The following is a 15,584-nucleotide window of genomic DNA, read 5'->3' on the forward strand; positions in this document are numbered from 1 at the left end:
CGGAAACGGTTCCGATGAAGGTGAACCCCCTTGGCATCGAGGGCGCCTGGGAGTTCGTCCCCCAGCAGCACGGGGACGCCCGCGGCCTCTTCCTGGAGTGGTACAAGGCCGAGCGCATGGAGGAGGCCGTCGGCCACCCGCTCGACCTGAAGCAGGGCAACCTCTCCGTCTCCGCGGCCGGCGTCGTGCGCGGCATCCACTTCGCCGACGTGCCGCCCGGCCAGGCCAAGTACGTGACCTGCGTCCGCGGCGCCGTCCTCGACGTGATCGTCGACGTCCGGGTCGGCTCGCCGACCTTCGGCCGCTGGGAGACGGTCCGCCTCGACGACCAGGACCGCAAGGCCGTCTACCTCTCCGAGGGCCTCGGCCACGGCTTCTGCGCGCTCACCGACGACGCCACCGTCACCTACCTGTGCTCCGAGGGCTACGCGCCGCAGCGCGAGCGCACCGTGCACCCGCTCGACCCGGCGATCGGCGTCGAGTGGCCGGTCGAGGGCGTGCCCGAGCTGTCCGCCAAGGACGCCGAGGGCCCGACGCTGGCCGAGGCCCGCGAGGCGGGGATCCTGCCGGTGTACGAGGAGTGCGTGGCCTTCCGGGCCTCCCTGGCGAACCGGGGCTGAGCCCGCCCCCTCCGGCTGTCCCCGGGGCCGTCCGACCGGCGAAACGGAAAGGCGGCGCCGCCCCCCGCTCACGTAGATTGCGGACGAGCGCCGCGGCGGGGGAGCACGCGGCGCCAGGGACAGCCGAGTGAGGACGACGCAGGTGACAGTGGCAAGGCAGCAGGTGGCGCAGGCCCGCAGGATCGTCGTCAAGGTGGGGTCCTCCTCGCTGACGACCGCCGCCGGCGGGCTGGACGCCGACCGCGTGGACGCGCTCGTCGACGTCCTCGCCAAGGGACGCAGCGGCGGTGAGCGGGAGATCGTCCTGGTCTCCTCCGGCGCCATCGCGGCAGGCCTCGCCCCGCTGGGCCTGCGCCGCCGCCCCAAGGACCTCGCCCGCCAGCAGGCCGCCGCCAGCGTCGGCCAGGGCCTCCTCGTCGCCCGCTACACCGCCTCCTTCGCCCGCTACGGCGTCCGCGTCGGCCAGGTGCTGCTGACCAGCGACGACATGAGCCGACGCGCCCACCACCGCAACGCCTCACGCACCCTGGACAAGCTGCTGGCGATGGGCGCGTGCCCGATCGTCAACGAGAACGACACCGTCGCCACCGACGAGATCCGCTTCGGCGACAACGACCGTCTCGCCGCCCTCGTCGCCCACCTCGTCCGCGCCGACCTGCTGGTCCTGCTCTCCGACGTCGACGGCGTCTACGACGGCGACCCCGCAAGGCCGGGCACCTCCCGGATCGCCGAGGTGCGCGGGCCCGCCGACCTGGAGGGCGTCGAGATCGGCAGCGCCGGCAAGGCGGGCGTCGGCACCGGCGGCATGGTCACCAAGGTCGAGGCCGCCCGGATCGCCGCCGCCGCCGGCATCCCCGTCGTCCTCACCAGCGCCGTCCACGCGGCCGACGCCCTCTCCGGCGGCGACACCGGCACCTTCTTCCACGCCACCGGCAAGCGCTCCGCCGACCGGCTGCTGTGGCTCCAGCACGCCTCCACCCCGCAGGGCTCGCTCACCCTGGACGACGGCGCGGTGCGCGCGGTCGTCGAGCGGCGCAAGTCGCTGCTGCCGGCCGGGATCGCCGGCGTCGACGGCGAGTTCAGCGCGGGCGACCCGGTGGAACTGCGCGACGGCGCCGGGCACGCGGTCGCCCGGGGACTCGTCAACTTCGACGCGAGGGAGATCCCCCTTCTGATCGGCCGCTCCACCCGTGAACTGGCGAGGGAACTCGGCGCCGAGTACGAACGTGAGGTCATCCACCGGGACGACCTGGTGATCCTCCATCCCTGAGCCGGTCCACGAGGGGCGCGGGTGACCCCTGAGGCGTCGAACGGCGGATTCCGGGCGGGGTCGAACGGCCGGGACCGGCGGGGGACGTTCCGTGAAACCGCCCCAAGGAGCCGCGCGGCCTGCTCAACTTTGTGTCGGGGGCAAGGACCCGTCCATGCCCCCTGCACGGACACGTTCCGCACGAGCGCTGCGTAAAGGAGGCCGTCGTGAGACGAGTGCGCCCTGGGGCGGCGACCCGCGGCGGTGCCGGCGAGGAACGCGCCCTGACCAGCGTCGCGGCCGGGGAGCGGTACCGGGCCGCGGAGGCCGACGGAGACGAGGGCGCGCTGCACGCCGGGGCCGAGGACCTGCCCCGCCTGTGGCACGTCACCCTCAGCGTCTCCGGGGCCGACGCCGACCTGAAGGAGCTGCGGCGCGCCCTGGAACAGCTCGCCCACGACCACCCCTTCCTCCTGACCAGCCGCTACGCCGCCGACCACGCGGAGATCCGCTACTGGGAGGAGGCCCGCGACCTGCACGACGCGGCCGCCGTCGCCCTGCGGCTGTGGGGCGAGCACCGGCAGACGGCCGGACTGCCGGCCTGGGAGATCGTCGGACTGGAGGTCATCGACCGCCAGACCTACCACCAGCGCATCGCCGAGGGCTGCGGCCCGGCGCCGGCCGCACCGGTGGGCGTCCACCCCTTCTGACCTCGCTTCCGGCACCCGTCCCAGCGCGTGTCTCGGCGTGTGGAACGCACGCCGAACGGGGCGGCCCGGCGCACTACCCTTCCCGTATGACCACGCTCTCGCCGTACGACGCCCTCTCCCCGGTCACCCAGGCCGCCTACCGCGCCAAGGCGGCCGCCGCCGACCTCGCGCCGCTGCCCCGGGCCGTGAAGGACGACGCGCTCCTCGCCATCGCGGACGCGCTGGAGGTCCGTGCGAGCGACGTCGTCGAGGCCAACGCCAAGGACGTCGCCAAGGCCCGCGAGGCCGGCACCAGCGAGGCCATCGTCGACCGGCTGACCCTCACCCCGGAGCGGGTGCGGGCCATCGCCTCCGACGTGCGGGACGTCGTCGCGCTGCCCGACCCGGTCGGCGAGGTGGTGCGCGGCTCGACCCTGCCCAACGGCATCGACCTGCGCCAGGTCCGCGTCCCGCTCGGCGTGGTCGGCATCATCTACGAGGCCCGGCCCAACGTGACCGTGGACGCGGCGGCGCTCTGCCTGAAGTCGGGCAACGCCGTGCTGCTGCGCGGCTCCGCCTCCGCCTACGAGTCCAACTCCGCCCTCGTCCGGGTGATCCGCGACGCGGTCGGCGGCGCCGGGCTGCCCGCCGACGCCGTCCAGCTGGTGCCCGGCGAGAGCCGGGACAGCGTGCGCGAGCTGATGCGCGCCCGCGGTCTCGTCGACGTCCTCATCCCGCGCGGCGGCGCCTCCCTCATCCGGACGGTCGTCTCCGAGTCCACCGTCCCGGTGATCGAGACCGGCACCGGCAACTGCCATGTCTACGTCGACGCCCACGCCGACATCGACATGGCGATCGAGATCCTGATCAACTCCAAGGCCCACCGGGTCAGTGTCTGCAACGCCGCCGAGACCCTCCTGGTCCACCAGGACATCGCCCCCGAGTTCCTGCCCCGCGCCCTCGACGCCCTCGCCGAGGCCGGCGTCACCGTCCACGCGGACGAGCGGGTCATGGCGTACGGCGAGGACTCCAAGGCGACCCTCGTCGAGGCGACCCCGGAGGACTGGGAGACGGAGTACCTCTCCCACGACATCGCCGCCGCCGTCGTCGACTCCCTGGACAAGGCCGTCGAGCACATCCGGCTGTGGACCTCCGGCCACACCGAGGCGATCGTCACCACCTCGCAGCAGGCCGCCCGCCGGTTCACCCAGCTGGTCGACTCCACCACCGTCGCCGTCAACGCCTCCACCCGTTTCACCGACGGCGGCCAGTTCGGCTTCGGCGCGGAGATCGGCATCTCCACCCAGAAACTGCACGCCCGGGGCCCTATGGGCCTGCCGGAGCTGACCAGCACGAAGTACATCGTCACCGGCGACGGACACGTCCGGCGCTGACCCGCGCGCCCCTCGAGGAGCCGCCGAGCCGTCTCAGCAGGCGGATGAATTTCCCTTCCGCCTGCCCAAGGCGACCGCCCAGGTCTACTCTGGACCCGTGCCGGAGGACGTGGGGGGCACGCCGTTCCCGGACGGCTCGGAGCCCGACGACGACCAGGACCGCGGGGTGTCGGACGAAGAGTTCGCCTCCGTGGTCTTCGACGAGGCCTTCGTGCAGGCGGCCGTGGTGCACGAGCCGACCGCCGTCGAACGCCTCCTGGCCGCCGCCGAGGCAAGGGCCGAGGCCGAAGCCCGCCGAGCCCGCGCCCGCCGCGACCGCTACGACGACCCCTACAGACCCGAAGGCCCACGCCGTTTCGGCCATGATCCGCACCAGGGCGACCTGGACGACGACGTGGCCGCCTGGGAACGCCACTACGACGACTACGACGACATCGGCCCCTACGGCCGCCAGGCGCGCTGGCACCGCCCCGTCGCCTGGGTGCTCGCCGTCGTCATGGGCATCGGCATGGTCGCGCTGGCCTTCGCCGCGGTCTACCGGGGAGCCTCCTCCGACAACCGGGACCGGAGGCCGCTGCCCGCCTCCACCGGCCTCGGCCAGGGCGGCGGCCCCTCCGCGCCGCCCGAGGCGGCCGCCGAAGGCGCCGCGGACCGGATGCGCTCACCCGTCCCTGCGGTCCCGCACACGCCCTGAACGAGGCCCGCCGACGGGTGAGAAGCTGTCAGAACTTGTCAGAATGCCGGGCGTTTACCGGGGCTCCCCGCGACCTACCCTGAAAGTATGGGCGGGCCTGGCGACCCACCGCAGGGGACACCCGAGGGAACTCCCGGCGGCGGCGAGGACGAGTACCGATCCGTCGTCTTCGACGAATCGTTCGTCCGTGCTGCCCGCCTCCAGGAGTACTCCGCCGAAGAACGCATCGCCGAGCACGCGCCCGCCGTGCGCCGCCGCCCGCCCGCGCACCGGGGACTGTCCCGGCAGGCGCTCGTCCTGGTGGTGCTGATCGCGCTCGCCTTCGGCACCGCCGTCTACATGGGCGTACGCCACCCCTACCAGAACGCGGCGGCCCGCCGGCCGGCGGAACCCCTGCGGATGACGGTCATCCCGCTCGCCCCGCAGGGAGCCGTACCCGGCTCGACCGACACCGCCTCCCTGTACGCCCACAGCCCGGCCGCCAACTTCCGCGTCGGCGCGGCGGGCATCCCACTGCCCGCCGCCCGGCGCACCGCGCACTTCTCCGACAGCCAGGTCGTCACCGCACTGCTCACCGCCCGCGACTACGTCATGCGCTCCTCCCTCTACCCGGAGGTGCTCACCGGGCAGCAGGTCCGGCCGGTGCGGCTGCTGATCTCACCCGAGCAGCTCGACCAGTTCGACGAGAGCTTCGCCCACCCGGCCGCCGACGGACGGCACGCGCCCACCGGCTGGCTGGTCCGCCTGGACCCCTCCCGGGCCGAGCTGGCCGACCCCGAGATCCGGGTGCAGGGCACCCTGGAGGCCGCCGAGAACGACTCGGCGACCCTGGAGGTCACCGCTGACCACACCTTCGTCTACGCCCTGAGGCCCGTCGGCGCCGACGCCGGGGCGCAGGTCTCGCTGTTCACCGTCCGCCGTGAGCTGCACTTCCGCTTCGACCTCGACGACCTACGGCTGCGCCAGACCCAGCTGGTCGTCTCCTCCCTCCAGGCCGGCCCGCTGTCCTGCGCCGAGGACTCCGCGGGGCATCTGCGGCCGCTGCTCGCCGGCCAGAGCGCCAAGGCGGGCGGCCCGGCCGGCACGGACCCGTACGTGACGGGCGACGCGCCGGCGCTGTGCGGGTCGCTGGCGAGCAGCGCGGAACCGCAGGTGTGAGCCCGCGGGCGTGAGCCCGGCTCTGAGCTCGCGGTCACGGGCGGCGTCCCGCCGTCGGTCAGTCGTCCTCGCGCGGGGGCGCGTCCGCCGGACGCTCCTTCGGGGGTGCGGAACCGGTGAAGCCGTCGAAACCGCGCCGGACCCGGCCGCCCAGGTTGCCCGCCCCGCCCGCGAGGTCGGTGACCAGCTTCATCAGCGGGTCCTTCGAGCTCTTGACGTGGTCGGCGTAGTGCGAGGCCGACTCGCGGAAGGAGTCCGAGACCGAGGTGTCCTTGTCCTCGGAGCGGCGCGGGTAGTGACCGTCCATGATCCGCTGGTGGTCGCGGGACTCCGCCCACTTCTTCAGCTCGGCGGCGCGCACGGTGGTGAAGGGGTGCGAGCGGGGCAGCACGTTCAGGATCTTCAGCACGGAGTCGCGCAGGTCGCCGCCCGCCTCGTACTCCTCGGCCTGCTTCAGGAACGCGTCCACGTTCATCTCGTGCAGGTGGTTGCCGCCCGCGATCTTCATCAGGCCGCGCATCGAGGCCCGCAGGTCCTGGCCGACCAGCAGCCCGGCGCGGTCCGCGGACAGCTCCGACTTGCGGAACCACTCGCGCAGTGCCGTCACGACGGCCATGATCGCGATGTTGCCGAGCGGGATCCAGGCCACCCGCATGGCCAGACTGGTCAGGAACAGCAGGATGGTGCGGTACACGGAGTGGCCGGACAGGGCGTGCCCCACCTCGTGGCCGACGACCGCCCGCATCTCCTCCTCGTCGAGCAGCTCGATCAGGCCCGTGGTGACCACGATGATCGGCTCGTCCAGGCCGATGCACATCGCGTTGGGCTGCGGGTCCTGGGTGACGTACATCGGCGGGACCTTCGGCAGGTCCAGGATGTAACAGGCGTCCCGCAGCATGTCGTTCAGGTGGGCGAACTGCTCGTCGGACACACGCACCGAGTCGGACAGGAACAGCAGTCTCAGACTCCGCTCGGGCAGCAGCCCGCTGAGCGCCTTGAAGACCGTGTCGAAGCCGCTCAGCTTGCGCAGCGCGACCAGGGCGGAGCGGTCGGCCGGGTGCTCGTACGCACGCGAGGAGATCCCGGGAAAGCGGGTGCGCTGCCTGCTCGGCACGTTCGCGCGCCCGGTCTGCTCGTGGCCGTCGTCGGACATGTCATCCCCCATGTGCGTGTGTATGGGCCCTCGTGTGCGAGGCCTTTACGGACCCTTGTGGGGCCCTTTGCGCTCCCGGAGCAGGGCCCAGCCTAGGCGGAGTTACGGTGGACGGGCACCACGCAGAAGGAGACCCGCGCCATGGAGCACAACCCCGCAGCAGCCTGGCTCGCCGAGGCCGCCGGCGCCGCCCAGCGGCAGGAGCCGGGCAACCTGCTCCGCGTCGTCCTGGTCGTCATGCTGGTGGGCTGTGCGCTGACCGCCTGGTTCCTGCTGCGTGGCTACAAGCGGAAGGACGACTGAGCGTCCGGGAAGGTTCCCGGGGCGGAGTCGGCGTGAGGGGCGGCGAGCCGCACGCTTACGATGGGCCGACATCTTTATCCCGCCCACATTGGATAGGTCCTGCCGAAGATGAGCTTCCACAGCGCCGCCGCCCAGTTGGTCACCCTCGCAGCCGAGGGCGAGGAGAAGGGCGGCAACCACGAGAGCCTGAGCCCGCTGGTCACCGGCGGTTCCGCCTTCCTCATCCTGCTGCTCCTGCTCTGGGTCACCACCCGGTTCAACCGCGACCGCTGAGGTACCCCGTGGCCATACCGGGGCATCCCGGACTCCCGTCGGCCGGCCCCCTCGGGCGGGGCCGGTAGGGTCTGCACGCATGGGAGAGCAGGACATGCCTACCGGCCCGGCGCACGGCCCGGCGAAGCGGGGCAGGCGCCGTCTCGGCGTCATGGGCGGAACGTTCGACCCGATCCACCACGGGCACCTGGTGGCGGCCAGCGAGGCCGCCGCGCGGTTCCACCTGGACGAGGTCGTGTTCGTCCCGACCGGCGAGCCCTGGCAGAAGAGCCACCGCAGGGTCTCCCTGGCCGAGGACCGCTACCTGATGACGGTCATCGCGACCGCCGAGAACCCGCAGTTCTCGGTCAGCCGCATCGACATCGACCGGGGCGGGCCCACCTACACCGTGGACACCCTGCGCGACCTGCGGGCCCTCAACCCCGACACCGACCTCTTCTTCATCACCGGCGCGGACGCCCTGGGTCAGATCCTGACCTGGCGGGACAGCGCGGAGCTGTTCTCCCTCGCCCACTTCGTCGGGGTGACCCGGCCGGGTCACAACCTCGCCGACCCCGGGCTCCCCGAAGGGGGCGTCTCCCTCGTCGAGGTCCCCGCCCTGGCCATCTCCTCCACCGACTGCCGCGTGAGAGTCGCCAAGGGCGACCCCGTCTGGTACCTGGTGCCGGACGGAGTCGTGCGCTACATCGACAAGCGCGAGCTGTACCGCGGCGAGTGAGCCGAGAGGGGTACCGGTGAACGACCGATACGACGCGGGAGACGCGGGATACGACGCCGGCCACGGCGGTGGCCACGGCGCCGGGTACGGCGAGGCCTCGTACGAGCTCGTCGGCTACGACGAGTACGGACAGCCGGTGTACCGGCAGGTCCAGGCGCAGCCCTACGACCCGTACGCGCAGCGCCCGCAGCAGGACTACGGCTACGACCAGTACGCCTCCGGCGCGCAGCAGCAGACGCACGCCTACGACCCGTACGCCGCAGGCCCCTACGACACCGGACAGCAGACGCCCGTCTCCGGCTACGACACGGGCCGTCAGACTCCGGTGGCCCACGACCCGTACACCTCCGGGACCACGGCCCCCTACGACCCGTACGACCCCTACGGGCAGGCCGCGAACAGCGGGCAGCAGCCGCGCGTCACCGAGCAGACCGCCTACATCCCGCACCAGGCCGGCCCCGCCGGCGACCGCTCGGCTCGCACCGGCCAGGCCGCAGCGCCTGCCTCACCGACCGGGCACCCGCACGCCGAGCCGGCGGCGCAGGAGGCCGCCGGGGCGTCCGAGGGGCCCGGGGCGGAGGGCGCCGGATCCGGGGAGCGCGGTGGTGACGCGGCCCAAGGCGACTACCGCACCGAGCAGTTCGCGTTCGTGGAGGAGCCCGACGGCGACTCCGAGGACGTCATCGACTGGCTGAACTTCACCGAGAACCGCACCGAGCGCCGCGAGGAGGCCAAGCGCCGCGCCCGCAGCCGGCTCGTCGCCCTGGTCGTCGTCCTCGCCCTGGTCGCGGTGGGCGGCGTCGGCTACCTCTGGTACGCCGGGAAGCTCCCCGGCCTGTCGTCGTCCGGGGAGTCCAAGACCGGCGCCGCCACCGCCTCCGCCGCGCAGAAGCGCGACGTGGTCGTGGTCCACCTGCACGACACCGGCGGTCAGGGCACCTCCACCGTGCTGCTGGTCGACAACACGACCACCGAGAAGGGCACCACGGTGCTGCTGCCCAACTCCCTCGTCGTCACCGCAGACGACGGCACCACGACGACCCTCGCCAAGTCCGTGGACGCCGACGGCTCGGCCGGGACGCGCGAGGCGCTGGACACTGTCCTCGGCACCCGGATCCAGGGCACCTGGCGCCTCGACACGCCTTATCTGCAGAACCTCGTCGACCTCGTCGGCACCATCGAGGTCGACACCGACACCGCCGTGCCCGACCCCACCGCCAAGAAGAAGGGCGCGGCCCCCCTCGTCAACAAGGGTGAGAACCAGACCCTCAGCGGCAAGATGGCCGTCGCCTACGCCACCTACCGCGCCGAGGGCGAGGCCCAGAACGCCCAGCTGGAACGCTTCGGCCAGGTGATGCAGGCGGTGCTGCGCAAGGTGTCCTCCGACGCGCAGGCCGCCACGGTCACCGTCCAGACGCTGGCGCAGATCCTCGACCCCTCGCTGACCGACAAGGACCTCGGCGCGTTCCTCGCCCGGCTCGCCGACCTCGCCAAGGGCGGCGACTACAAGACCGCCTTGCTGCCCGTGGAGGCCGACGGCACCCTCAGCGCCCAGGCCGGCGCGAACGTCGTCAAGGACGTCCTCGGCGGCACCGCGAAGAGCCCCGACAAGGACGCCGCCGTCAGCGTCTCCGTCCAGAACGCGAGCGGCCGCACAGCCGACACCGAGAACGCGCGCGTGGTGCTCCTCAACGGCGGCTTCACCTTCCTGGACGGCGGGAAGCCGTCCGGCACGCAGAGCGCCTCCAAGGTCCTCTACGGGAACGACGCCGACAAGGAGAAAGCCGCCGAGGTCGCCAAGACCCTGGGCCTGCCCGCCGGCGCCGTCAAGAAGGGGACCGTCACCGCCAACGCGGACGTCACCGTCGTCCTCGGCGAGGACTACAAGGCGTCCACCTCGTGAAGCCACCACCCGGCGGGCGGACGTGAAACGGATGGGGCGCCGTCGGCGGTCGTGAGACCCTTGAGGTCAAACGACCGCCGACGGAAAGCCGTGTAGTGACCGCCACCGACCGCTCTCTCGAACTCATCACCACCGCCGCGCAGGCGGCCGCCGACAAGCTCGCGCACGACATCATCGCCTACGACGTCAGCGACGTGCTGTCGATCACGGACGCCTTCCTGCTGGCCTCCGCCCCCAACGACCGCCAGGTCAAGTCGATCGTCGACGAGATCGAGGAGCGGCTGAACAAGGAGCTCGGCGCCAAGCCGGTGCGCCGCGAGGGCGACCGCGAGGCCCGCTGGGTCCTCCTCGACTACGTGGACGTCGTCGTCCACGTCCAGCACAGCGAGGAGCGCGTCTTCTACGCCCTGGAGCGGCTGTGGAAGGACTGCCCCGAGCTCGACCTCCCGGAGGACGCCAAGGCGACCCGCGGCAAGGCCAAGGAGCACGCCGCGCTGAAGGCCGAGGAGGACGCCGCCGCCTTCGGGGACCCGCGATGAGCGCCGACTCCCGGGCCGCCGCGGGCCGCACGGAGGGCCGGGGCCGCCGGATCATCCTCTGGCGGCACGGCCAGACCGCCTGGAACGTGGAGCGCCGCTTCCAGGGCACGACGGACGTCCCCCTGACGGAGGAGGGGGTCGCCCAGGCCCGCCGCGCCGCCAGGCTGCTCGCCTCCCTCAAGCCCGACGCGATCGTCGCCTCGGACCTGTCCCGGGCCGCGAACACGGCGGCCGAGCTCGCCGCGCTCACCGCTCTGGACGTCGCCCACGACGAGGGCCTGCGTGAGACGTACGCGGGCGTGTGGCAGGGCCTGACGCACGAGGAGATCGTCGCCCGGCACGGTGACGAGTACGCCGCGTGGAAGCGCGGTGAGCCGGTCCGACGCGGCGGCGGCGAACTGGAGACGGAGGTCGCCGACCGCGCCGCCCCCGTGGTGCTGCGGCACGCCGAGAAGCTTCCCGAGGACGGCACGCTCGTCGTCGTCAGCCACGGCGGCACGATCCGCACCACCATCGGCCGGCTCCTCGGTCTGGACGCCCGCGACTGGGAGAGCCTCGGCGGGCTTTCCAACTGCTGCTGGTCCGTCCTGGGCGAGGGAGCCCGCGGCTGGCGCCTGCTGGAGCACAACGCCGGCACCCTGCCGGAACCGGTGCTCGGCGACGACGACTGACCCCTCGGGGCGGCCCGGGGGCCGATTTCACTTTCCGGCAGGTCGCAGGCTAAAGTTCTTCTTGTTCGCACCGCGGAGCGGAGCGAAACACCACGAGGTTCGCCACGTGGAACCAGGGGCTATAGCTCAGTTGGTAGAGCGCCTGCATGGCATGCAGGAGGTCAGGAGTTCAATTCTCCTTAGCTCCACGGTCCGACTCTCTCCGGAGTCGTCGGAGATCGCTTCGACAAGATCCCGTCCCCCGTCTCGGGGGCGGGATCTTTTGTCGTCGGCTTGAGTCACTTCGGCTCCGGGAGGCGTATACCTCTGCGAAAGCGCTTCTCACATGCATGTTCGCGCTCGCTGGGGCGGTCGTGCCGAGGTGCCGTGTCCGGACTGGTACTGAGGCGTCGCTGACCGTATTGGCCCGGCCGTGGCAGAATCAAACGGCCGGAAGGGGGCGCGGCCCGACGGGAGGGAGTAGCGATGCCTGCGAGCATCCTCGGAGAGGTCGGCCACCTCTGCGGAGCAGCATGGACACGGGAAACGGCCACCCGGCTCAGCTGCCCTTCCTGTGGTTCCGCTTTCGTCGCCCAGGTCCTCGGGGACAACGGCGGGATCTCCTGCGTGTGTACGGCCTGCCGCCACAGCTGGAGCTGATCGATGGGTGCACACAGGCGGAAGTGCGACTGGTGCGGCAGCGGCACCCCGATCGTGCGGGACATGGAGCCGGTCAACCCCGACTACCAGTACTGGTGCGAGGAATGCGCGCGGGCGCTGATCATAAAAGGCGATCCCATCGAGACCTACCGGGAGTTGGAGGGCGAGCCGATCTACGGCCGGCTCCTGGAGGAGCACTGCACCCTCAAGCGGTTCTACTCGTTCGTGACGGCTTGAGCCGACTTTCCTCGCCAAAGCGGACGGAACGGAAACGATTTGGTGGTCCGCCCCCCGGACCGTGTAATGTTGGCTTCGCCGCCGGGGAAACCCGCCGGAGCAGAACAAGGGGCTATAGCTCAGTTGGTAGAGCGCCTGCATGGCATGCAGGAGGTCAGGAGTTCAATTCTCCTTAGCTCCACAGCAGATCCCGCCGGATCGAAAAGATCCGGCGGGATCTTTTGCGTTCGCACACCGGCGCGCGTCCGATGCGCCGGCCCACCGCACACGCGCGTCCCAGTGGGTGTGCCGACGACCCGCACACGCGCGAGGGGCCGCCTGTTTCCAGGCGGCCCCTCGCGCGTGCGTACCGCGTCAGCGGCCCAGGGCGCGGCGTCCGCGGCCCTGGGAGAGGACCGGGAGGTTGCGCGAGGGCGCCTGGCCGCGCGTGTCCTCCTCGATGCGTAGGGCCAGCGCCGGGCAGCGCCGCACCGCCCGCAGCGCCTTGGCCTCCGCGTAACGCGGCACCTTCGCCTGCGCCACGGTGGGGAAGCCGTCGGCGCCGAGCTGGAAGACCTCCGGGAGGATGTCCGCGCACAGGCCGTGACCGCGGCACAGGGTCCAGTCCACGAAGATCTTCTGACGGCTGTCGCCGGTGTCCGAGGGCTCCGAACCGCCGGGGAGGCTCGCCGGGCCCATACCGCCCTCGAAGAGCGGCAGAACGCCCTCCACGGACCGTCCGCAGCCGTTGCCGAGGACGTGCGCCGCGAGGTCGTCCGTGAACGCCTTGATCGTCGACTCCAGGAACATCGCGGAGCCGTCCGGGTGCGAGCACGCGCCGCGCCGCTTGACGTTCTTGGCGACCTGCTTGAGGGCCTCCAGGGCGGCCGGGCCGCCGCCGTTGAGGATGTCCTCCATGCCGCGCGCCGCGGCCGGCAGACCGAGGTAGCAGGGGCCGCACTGTCCGGCGCTCTCCTCGGCCAGCCACTGGGCCACCCGCAGCGACTCGCCCAGCGGGCAGGTCTCCTGACTGATCGGCAGGATCGCCCCGGCGCCCAGCGCGCCGCCCACGGCGTCCAGGGAGTTGCGGGAGACGACCGCCTCGTTGACGGTGGCGGCGTCGATCCACTTGCCGTGGTAGCCGCCGGTGAGCACGCCCTGCGGGACCGGCGGGGCGCCCGCCAACTGCAGGACGTAACGCAAGGGGACGCCGGTGGGGACCTCGATCACCATCGGGCGGGCGACGGCGCCGGACACCGTCAGCATCACGGTGCCGGGCTCGTCGTACAGGCCGGTGTTGCCGTAGCGCTCGGCGCCGATGCGGGCGGCGATGGCGAGTTGGGCGAAGGTCTCGGCGTTGGACAGCAGCGTGGGGGCGCCGCCGACGCCGTTCTGCGAGGCGCTGACCTTGCGGCCGGGCGGGATCGCCGGGCCGCCGTCGATGGAGCGGATCACGGAGGCGGCCGCGCCGGTGACCATGCGGATCGGGTTGCGCTGGACGAACGCCTTCAGCGCCGAGCGGCGGCCGTTGCTCAGGCCGCGCTCGGCGAGGGCGGCCTCCATGGAGCGCTCGGTCGACTCACGGGTGACCGCCACCACGAGCGTGCGGGCGCCCAGTGCCTCGGCGACGAGCAGCGCGCCGTCCAGGATCAGGTGCGGGGCACGGTTGATCATCACCGTGTCCTTGCGGCAGGCCGGTTCGTCCTCGCTGCCGTTGACGACGACGACCGGCCGCACGCCCCGCTTGATCGCCGCGTCGGCGACCGAGCGCAGCTTCTTGTGGAAGGGGAAGCCCGCGCCGCCGCGGCCCTTGAGGTTGATGCGCTCGGAGAGCTGCGCGAGCTTCTCTCCGCCCATGGGTTCGAGCGGCCCGTGCACCTTCAGGTGCATGGGCAGATCGAGTCTTTCGACAAGGTCGAAACCCGACGTGAGCTGCGGAAGTCCGACGACGCGGACTTCCGGGGTGTCGGGCAGGGCCTCGTTCACCTATAGCCTCCGGAAGGCATGTTCCAAGGTTCGCCCGCACCCGGAGTGTCGAAGGACGCTCCGGGCGCCGGTTCGTTGGCGGGACCGCTGTTGTACGTGTCGTTCGGGTTGTACGCGTTGTACCCGGTGTTCGTCTCACCGATGTTGTACGCATCACTCCCGGGGTATCCGGCGGTGCCCGGATTGCCATAGACCGGGATGGTGAATCCCGTGTCCTGGAGCGGGTCGTAGACCGACTGGGGCGCCTCGCCGACCGGCGGCGGGGACGGGATCGGCCAGCTGCCCGAGGTGCTGCCGCCGTTGTCGACCCGCGGCATCGCCTCCGTGGCCTGCATGTCGAACGGCATGTTCATGCGCGCGGTCTGGTCCGCCCCGTAGGACTGCTGCTGCCCGCGGGGGGTGTTGACGGCGCGGTAGGCGGCGGCGAAGCCGTTCGCGGGCTCCGCGCCGGCGGGCGCGTCGAACAGTGACGACGAGGACGGCGACCTGCGCGAGGAGCCCATGGCGTCGGCGCCGGAGGAGCGGCTCGAGCGGCTCTCGTACCCGGGCAGCGAGCCCGACCCGGTCGCCTCGGCCATGCGCGCGCGGCTGGCCTCCAGCGCGTCCCGGCCGGCCGGCTCGGGCTCGCCGCCGATGATCGCGCCGATGCGGTCGGCGAGCTGGCGCTTGACCGGGCGGGGGGCGGCGCGCAGCGCCAGGGCGGCCATGACGCCGACCAGCGCCAGTCCGTACAGGATCACGAAGATCGGCTTGGCCGCGCGACCCGCGTAGAGCCCGTGCAGCAGCGCGGCGCACCAGGCCGGATAGGCCAGCATGTGCATCGCGCGCCAGCGGGCGGCCACCGGGGCCGGGGAGGCGAACCGGGAGCGCAGCGCTCCGGTGATGCCCACGAAGATCATCAGCAGGCCGGCCAGGGAGCCCAGGCCGATGAGGAAGCCGCTGCCGGTGACGCCGAGCGAGAACGGGATGATCGCGGCGATGAGCTGGGTGTGCTCCAGCGCGATCTTCGTGGTGATGTGCAGCAGCAGGAACGCGATCGAGGCGACGGCCGTCGTCCTGTGCACCGCCTGGCCGACGATGCGCTGGCGCGTGTTGAGGATGACCCGGTCCTGGGCGACCAGGCCCCAGATCACCGAGCAGCTGAGCGAGACGAGGGAGAGCACGCCCGCGCCGAAGTTCAGGAACTCCTGGAACCGGTCGCCTCCGACCAGCACCACCACGGGTATGAGGATGAGGACGACAGCGGTCGCCACCCCGTAGGCCGACCGGCCGGGCCGGGGGAGCGAGCTGTTACTACGAGTGTTCATGGGGGCAACTCCGAGCAGTTCGGGAAAGCGGTCCCGCTGCCGAACTCTAAGTGGGCGCCATACCGATGGGTA

16 protein-coding genes and 2 tRNA genes are annotated in these 15,584 nt (G+C 72.1%); 15 read left to right on the plus strand and 3 right to left on the minus strand.

Annotation, left to right across the window (positions count from 1 at the left end):
- Positions 1 to 14 precede the first annotated feature (14 nt).
- From rfbC to EV567_RS01945, 6 genes are all read left to right on the plus strand, one after another.
- Positions 15 to 620 (plus strand): dTDP-4-dehydrorhamnose 3,5-epimerase, encoded by a 606-nt coding sequence (gene rfbC, locus EV567_RS01920; RefSeq protein WP_403806902.1) that lies wholly within the window; start codon positions 15 to 17, stop codon positions 618 to 620.
- Positions 621 to 783: 163 nt separating this feature from the next.
- On the plus strand, positions 784 to 1,890 hold the full coding sequence (gene proB, locus EV567_RS01925) for a glutamate 5-kinase (protein ID WP_130437535.1): 1,107 nt from the start codon (positions 784 to 786) through the stop codon (positions 1,888 to 1,890).
- Between the two features lie 206 nt (positions 1,891 to 2,096).
- On the plus strand, positions 2,097 to 2,579 hold the full coding sequence (locus tag EV567_RS01930; RefSeq protein WP_130436801.1) for a hypothetical protein: 483 nt from the start codon (positions 2,097 to 2,099) through the stop codon (positions 2,577 to 2,579).
- An 86-nt stretch (positions 2,580 to 2,665) separates the two neighbouring features.
- Positions 2,666 to 3,952 (plus strand): glutamate-5-semialdehyde dehydrogenase, encoded by a 1,287-nt coding sequence (locus EV567_RS01935; RefSeq protein ID WP_130436802.1) that lies wholly within the window; start codon positions 2,666 to 2,668, stop codon positions 3,950 to 3,952.
- A 97-nt stretch (positions 3,953 to 4,049) separates the two neighbouring features.
- A complete protein-coding gene (locus EV567_RS01940; protein ID WP_130436803.1) occupies positions 4,050 to 4,646 on the plus strand; it encodes a hypothetical protein in 597 nt (198 codons plus the stop codon).
- 87 nt (positions 4,647 to 4,733) lie between these two features.
- Entirely contained in the window at positions 4,734 to 5,804 is a 1,071-nt protein-coding gene (locus EV567_RS01945; protein ID WP_130436804.1) for a hypothetical protein, read from the plus strand.
- Between the two features lie 58 nt (positions 5,805 to 5,862).
- Here the strand turns inward: EV567_RS01945 and EV567_RS01950 are convergent, their stop codons facing one another.
- Positions 5,863 to 6,957 carry a M48 family metallopeptidase gene (locus tag EV567_RS01950; RefSeq protein ID WP_130437536.1) on the minus strand — a complete coding sequence of 365 codons (1,095 nt, stop codon included), beginning with the start codon at positions 6,955 to 6,957 and terminating at the stop codon, positions 5,863 to 5,865.
- Positions 6,958 to 7,098: 141 nt separating this feature from the next.
- On the opposite strand from EV567_RS01950, the gene EV567_RS27740 reads away from it, so the two are divergent.
- The 9 genes from EV567_RS27740 (at position 7,099) to EV567_RS01990 (ending at position 12,421) form a co-directional block, all read left to right on the plus strand.
- Positions 7,099 to 7,260 (plus strand): hypothetical protein, encoded by a 162-nt coding sequence (locus EV567_RS27740; protein WP_165430286.1) that lies wholly within the window; start codon positions 7,099 to 7,101, stop codon positions 7,258 to 7,260.
- Between the two features lie 108 nt (positions 7,261 to 7,368).
- Positions 7,369 to 7,533, plus strand: coding sequence for a hypothetical protein (locus EV567_RS27745; RefSeq protein ID WP_165430287.1), 165 nt, complete (start codon positions 7,369 to 7,371; stop codon positions 7,531 to 7,533).
- A gap of 79 nt (positions 7,534 to 7,612) precedes the next feature.
- The gene (gene nadD / locus EV567_RS01955) at positions 7,613 to 8,251 is read left to right on the plus strand and encodes a nicotinate-nucleotide adenylyltransferase (RefSeq protein WP_130436805.1); all 639 of its coding nucleotides are present in this window, start codon (positions 7,613 to 7,615) and stop codon (positions 8,249 to 8,251) included.
- A 16-nt stretch (positions 8,252 to 8,267) separates the two neighbouring features.
- On the plus strand, positions 8,268 to 10,154 hold the full coding sequence (locus EV567_RS01960; RefSeq protein WP_130436806.1) for an LCP family protein: 1,887 nt from the start codon (positions 8,268 to 8,270) through the stop codon (positions 10,152 to 10,154).
- A 95-nt stretch (positions 10,155 to 10,249) separates the two neighbouring features.
- Positions 10,250 to 10,693 (plus strand): ribosome silencing factor, encoded by a 444-nt coding sequence (gene rsfS, locus EV567_RS01965; protein ID WP_130436807.1) that lies wholly within the window; start codon positions 10,250 to 10,252, stop codon positions 10,691 to 10,693.
- The gene (locus EV567_RS01970) at positions 10,690 to 11,364 is read left to right on the plus strand and encodes a histidine phosphatase family protein (RefSeq protein ID WP_130436808.1); all 675 of its coding nucleotides are present in this window, start codon (positions 10,690 to 10,692) and stop codon (positions 11,362 to 11,364) included. Before rsfS ends, EV567_RS01970 begins: the two co-directional genes overlap by 4 nt.
- A 115-nt stretch (positions 11,365 to 11,479) precedes the next feature.
- A tRNA-Ala gene (locus EV567_RS01975) sits at positions 11,480 to 11,552 on the plus strand.
- A gap of 454 nt (positions 11,553 to 12,006) precedes the next feature.
- A complete protein-coding gene (locus tag EV567_RS01985; RefSeq protein WP_003976229.1) occupies positions 12,007 to 12,240 on the plus strand; it encodes a hypothetical protein in 234 nt (77 codons plus the stop codon).
- 108 nt (positions 12,241 to 12,348) lie between these two features.
- A tRNA-Ala gene (locus tag EV567_RS01990) sits at positions 12,349 to 12,421 on the plus strand.
- 173 nt (positions 12,422 to 12,594) lie between these two features.
- Here the strand turns inward: EV567_RS01990 and EV567_RS01995 are convergent.
- Both EV567_RS01995 and EV567_RS02000 read right to left on the minus strand, forming a co-directional pair.
- The gene (locus EV567_RS01995; RefSeq protein WP_130436810.1) at positions 12,595 to 14,205 is read right to left on the minus strand and encodes an NADH-quinone oxidoreductase subunit NuoF family protein; all 1,611 of its coding nucleotides are present in this window, start codon (positions 14,203 to 14,205) and stop codon (positions 12,595 to 12,597) included.
- On the minus strand, positions 14,202 to 15,512 hold the full coding sequence (locus EV567_RS02000) for a cytochrome b/b6 domain-containing protein (protein ID WP_207228650.1): 1,311 nt from the start codon (positions 15,510 to 15,512) through the stop codon (positions 14,202 to 14,204). The genes EV567_RS01995 and EV567_RS02000 overlap by 4 nt, the downstream gene beginning before the upstream one ends.
- Between the last annotated feature and the right edge of the window lie 72 nt (positions 15,513 to 15,584).

This window comes from Streptomyces sp. BK239 (assembly GCF_004217285.1).
In the GTDB taxonomy this organism is placed as follows: domain Bacteria; phylum Actinomycetota; class Actinomycetes; order Streptomycetales; family Streptomycetaceae; genus Streptomyces.

What these genes read in the sequence shown, in the direction of transcription:
- rfbC (WP_403806902.1), top strand. Translation starts at nt 15, where the DNA reads ATGAAGGTGAACCCCCTTGGCATCGAGGGCGCCTGGGAGTTCGTCCCC.
- EV567_RS01935 (WP_130436802.1), top strand. Translation starts at nt 2,666, where the DNA reads ATGACCACGCTCTCGCCGTACGACGCCCTCTCCCCGGTCACCCAGGCC.
- EV567_RS01945 (WP_130436804.1), top strand. Translation starts at nt 4,734, where the DNA reads ATGGGCGGGCCTGGCGACCCACCGCAGGGGACACCCGAGGGAACTCCC.
- EV567_RS01950 (WP_130437536.1), bottom strand. Translation starts at nt 6,957, where the DNA reads ATGTCCGACGACGGCCACGAGCAGACCGGGCGCGCGAACGTGCCGAGC.
- EV567_RS27740 (WP_165430286.1), top strand. Translation starts at nt 7,099, where the DNA reads ATGGAGCACAACCCCGCAGCAGCCTGGCTCGCCGAGGCCGCCGGCGCC.
- EV567_RS27745 (WP_165430287.1), top strand. Translation starts at nt 7,369, where the DNA reads ATGAGCTTCCACAGCGCCGCCGCCCAGTTGGTCACCCTCGCAGCCGAG.
- nadD (WP_130436805.1), top strand. Translation starts at nt 7,613, where the DNA reads ATGGGAGAGCAGGACATGCCTACCGGCCCGGCGCACGGCCCGGCGAAG.
- EV567_RS01970 (WP_130436808.1), top strand. Translation starts at nt 10,690, where the DNA reads ATGAGCGCCGACTCCCGGGCCGCCGCGGGCCGCACGGAGGGCCGGGGC.
- EV567_RS01985 (WP_003976229.1), top strand. Translation starts at nt 12,007, where the DNA reads ATGGGTGCACACAGGCGGAAGTGCGACTGGTGCGGCAGCGGCACCCCG.
- EV567_RS02000 (WP_207228650.1), bottom strand. Translation starts at nt 15,512, where the DNA reads ATGAACACTCGTAGTAACAGCTCGCTCCCCCGGCCCGGCCGGTCGGCC.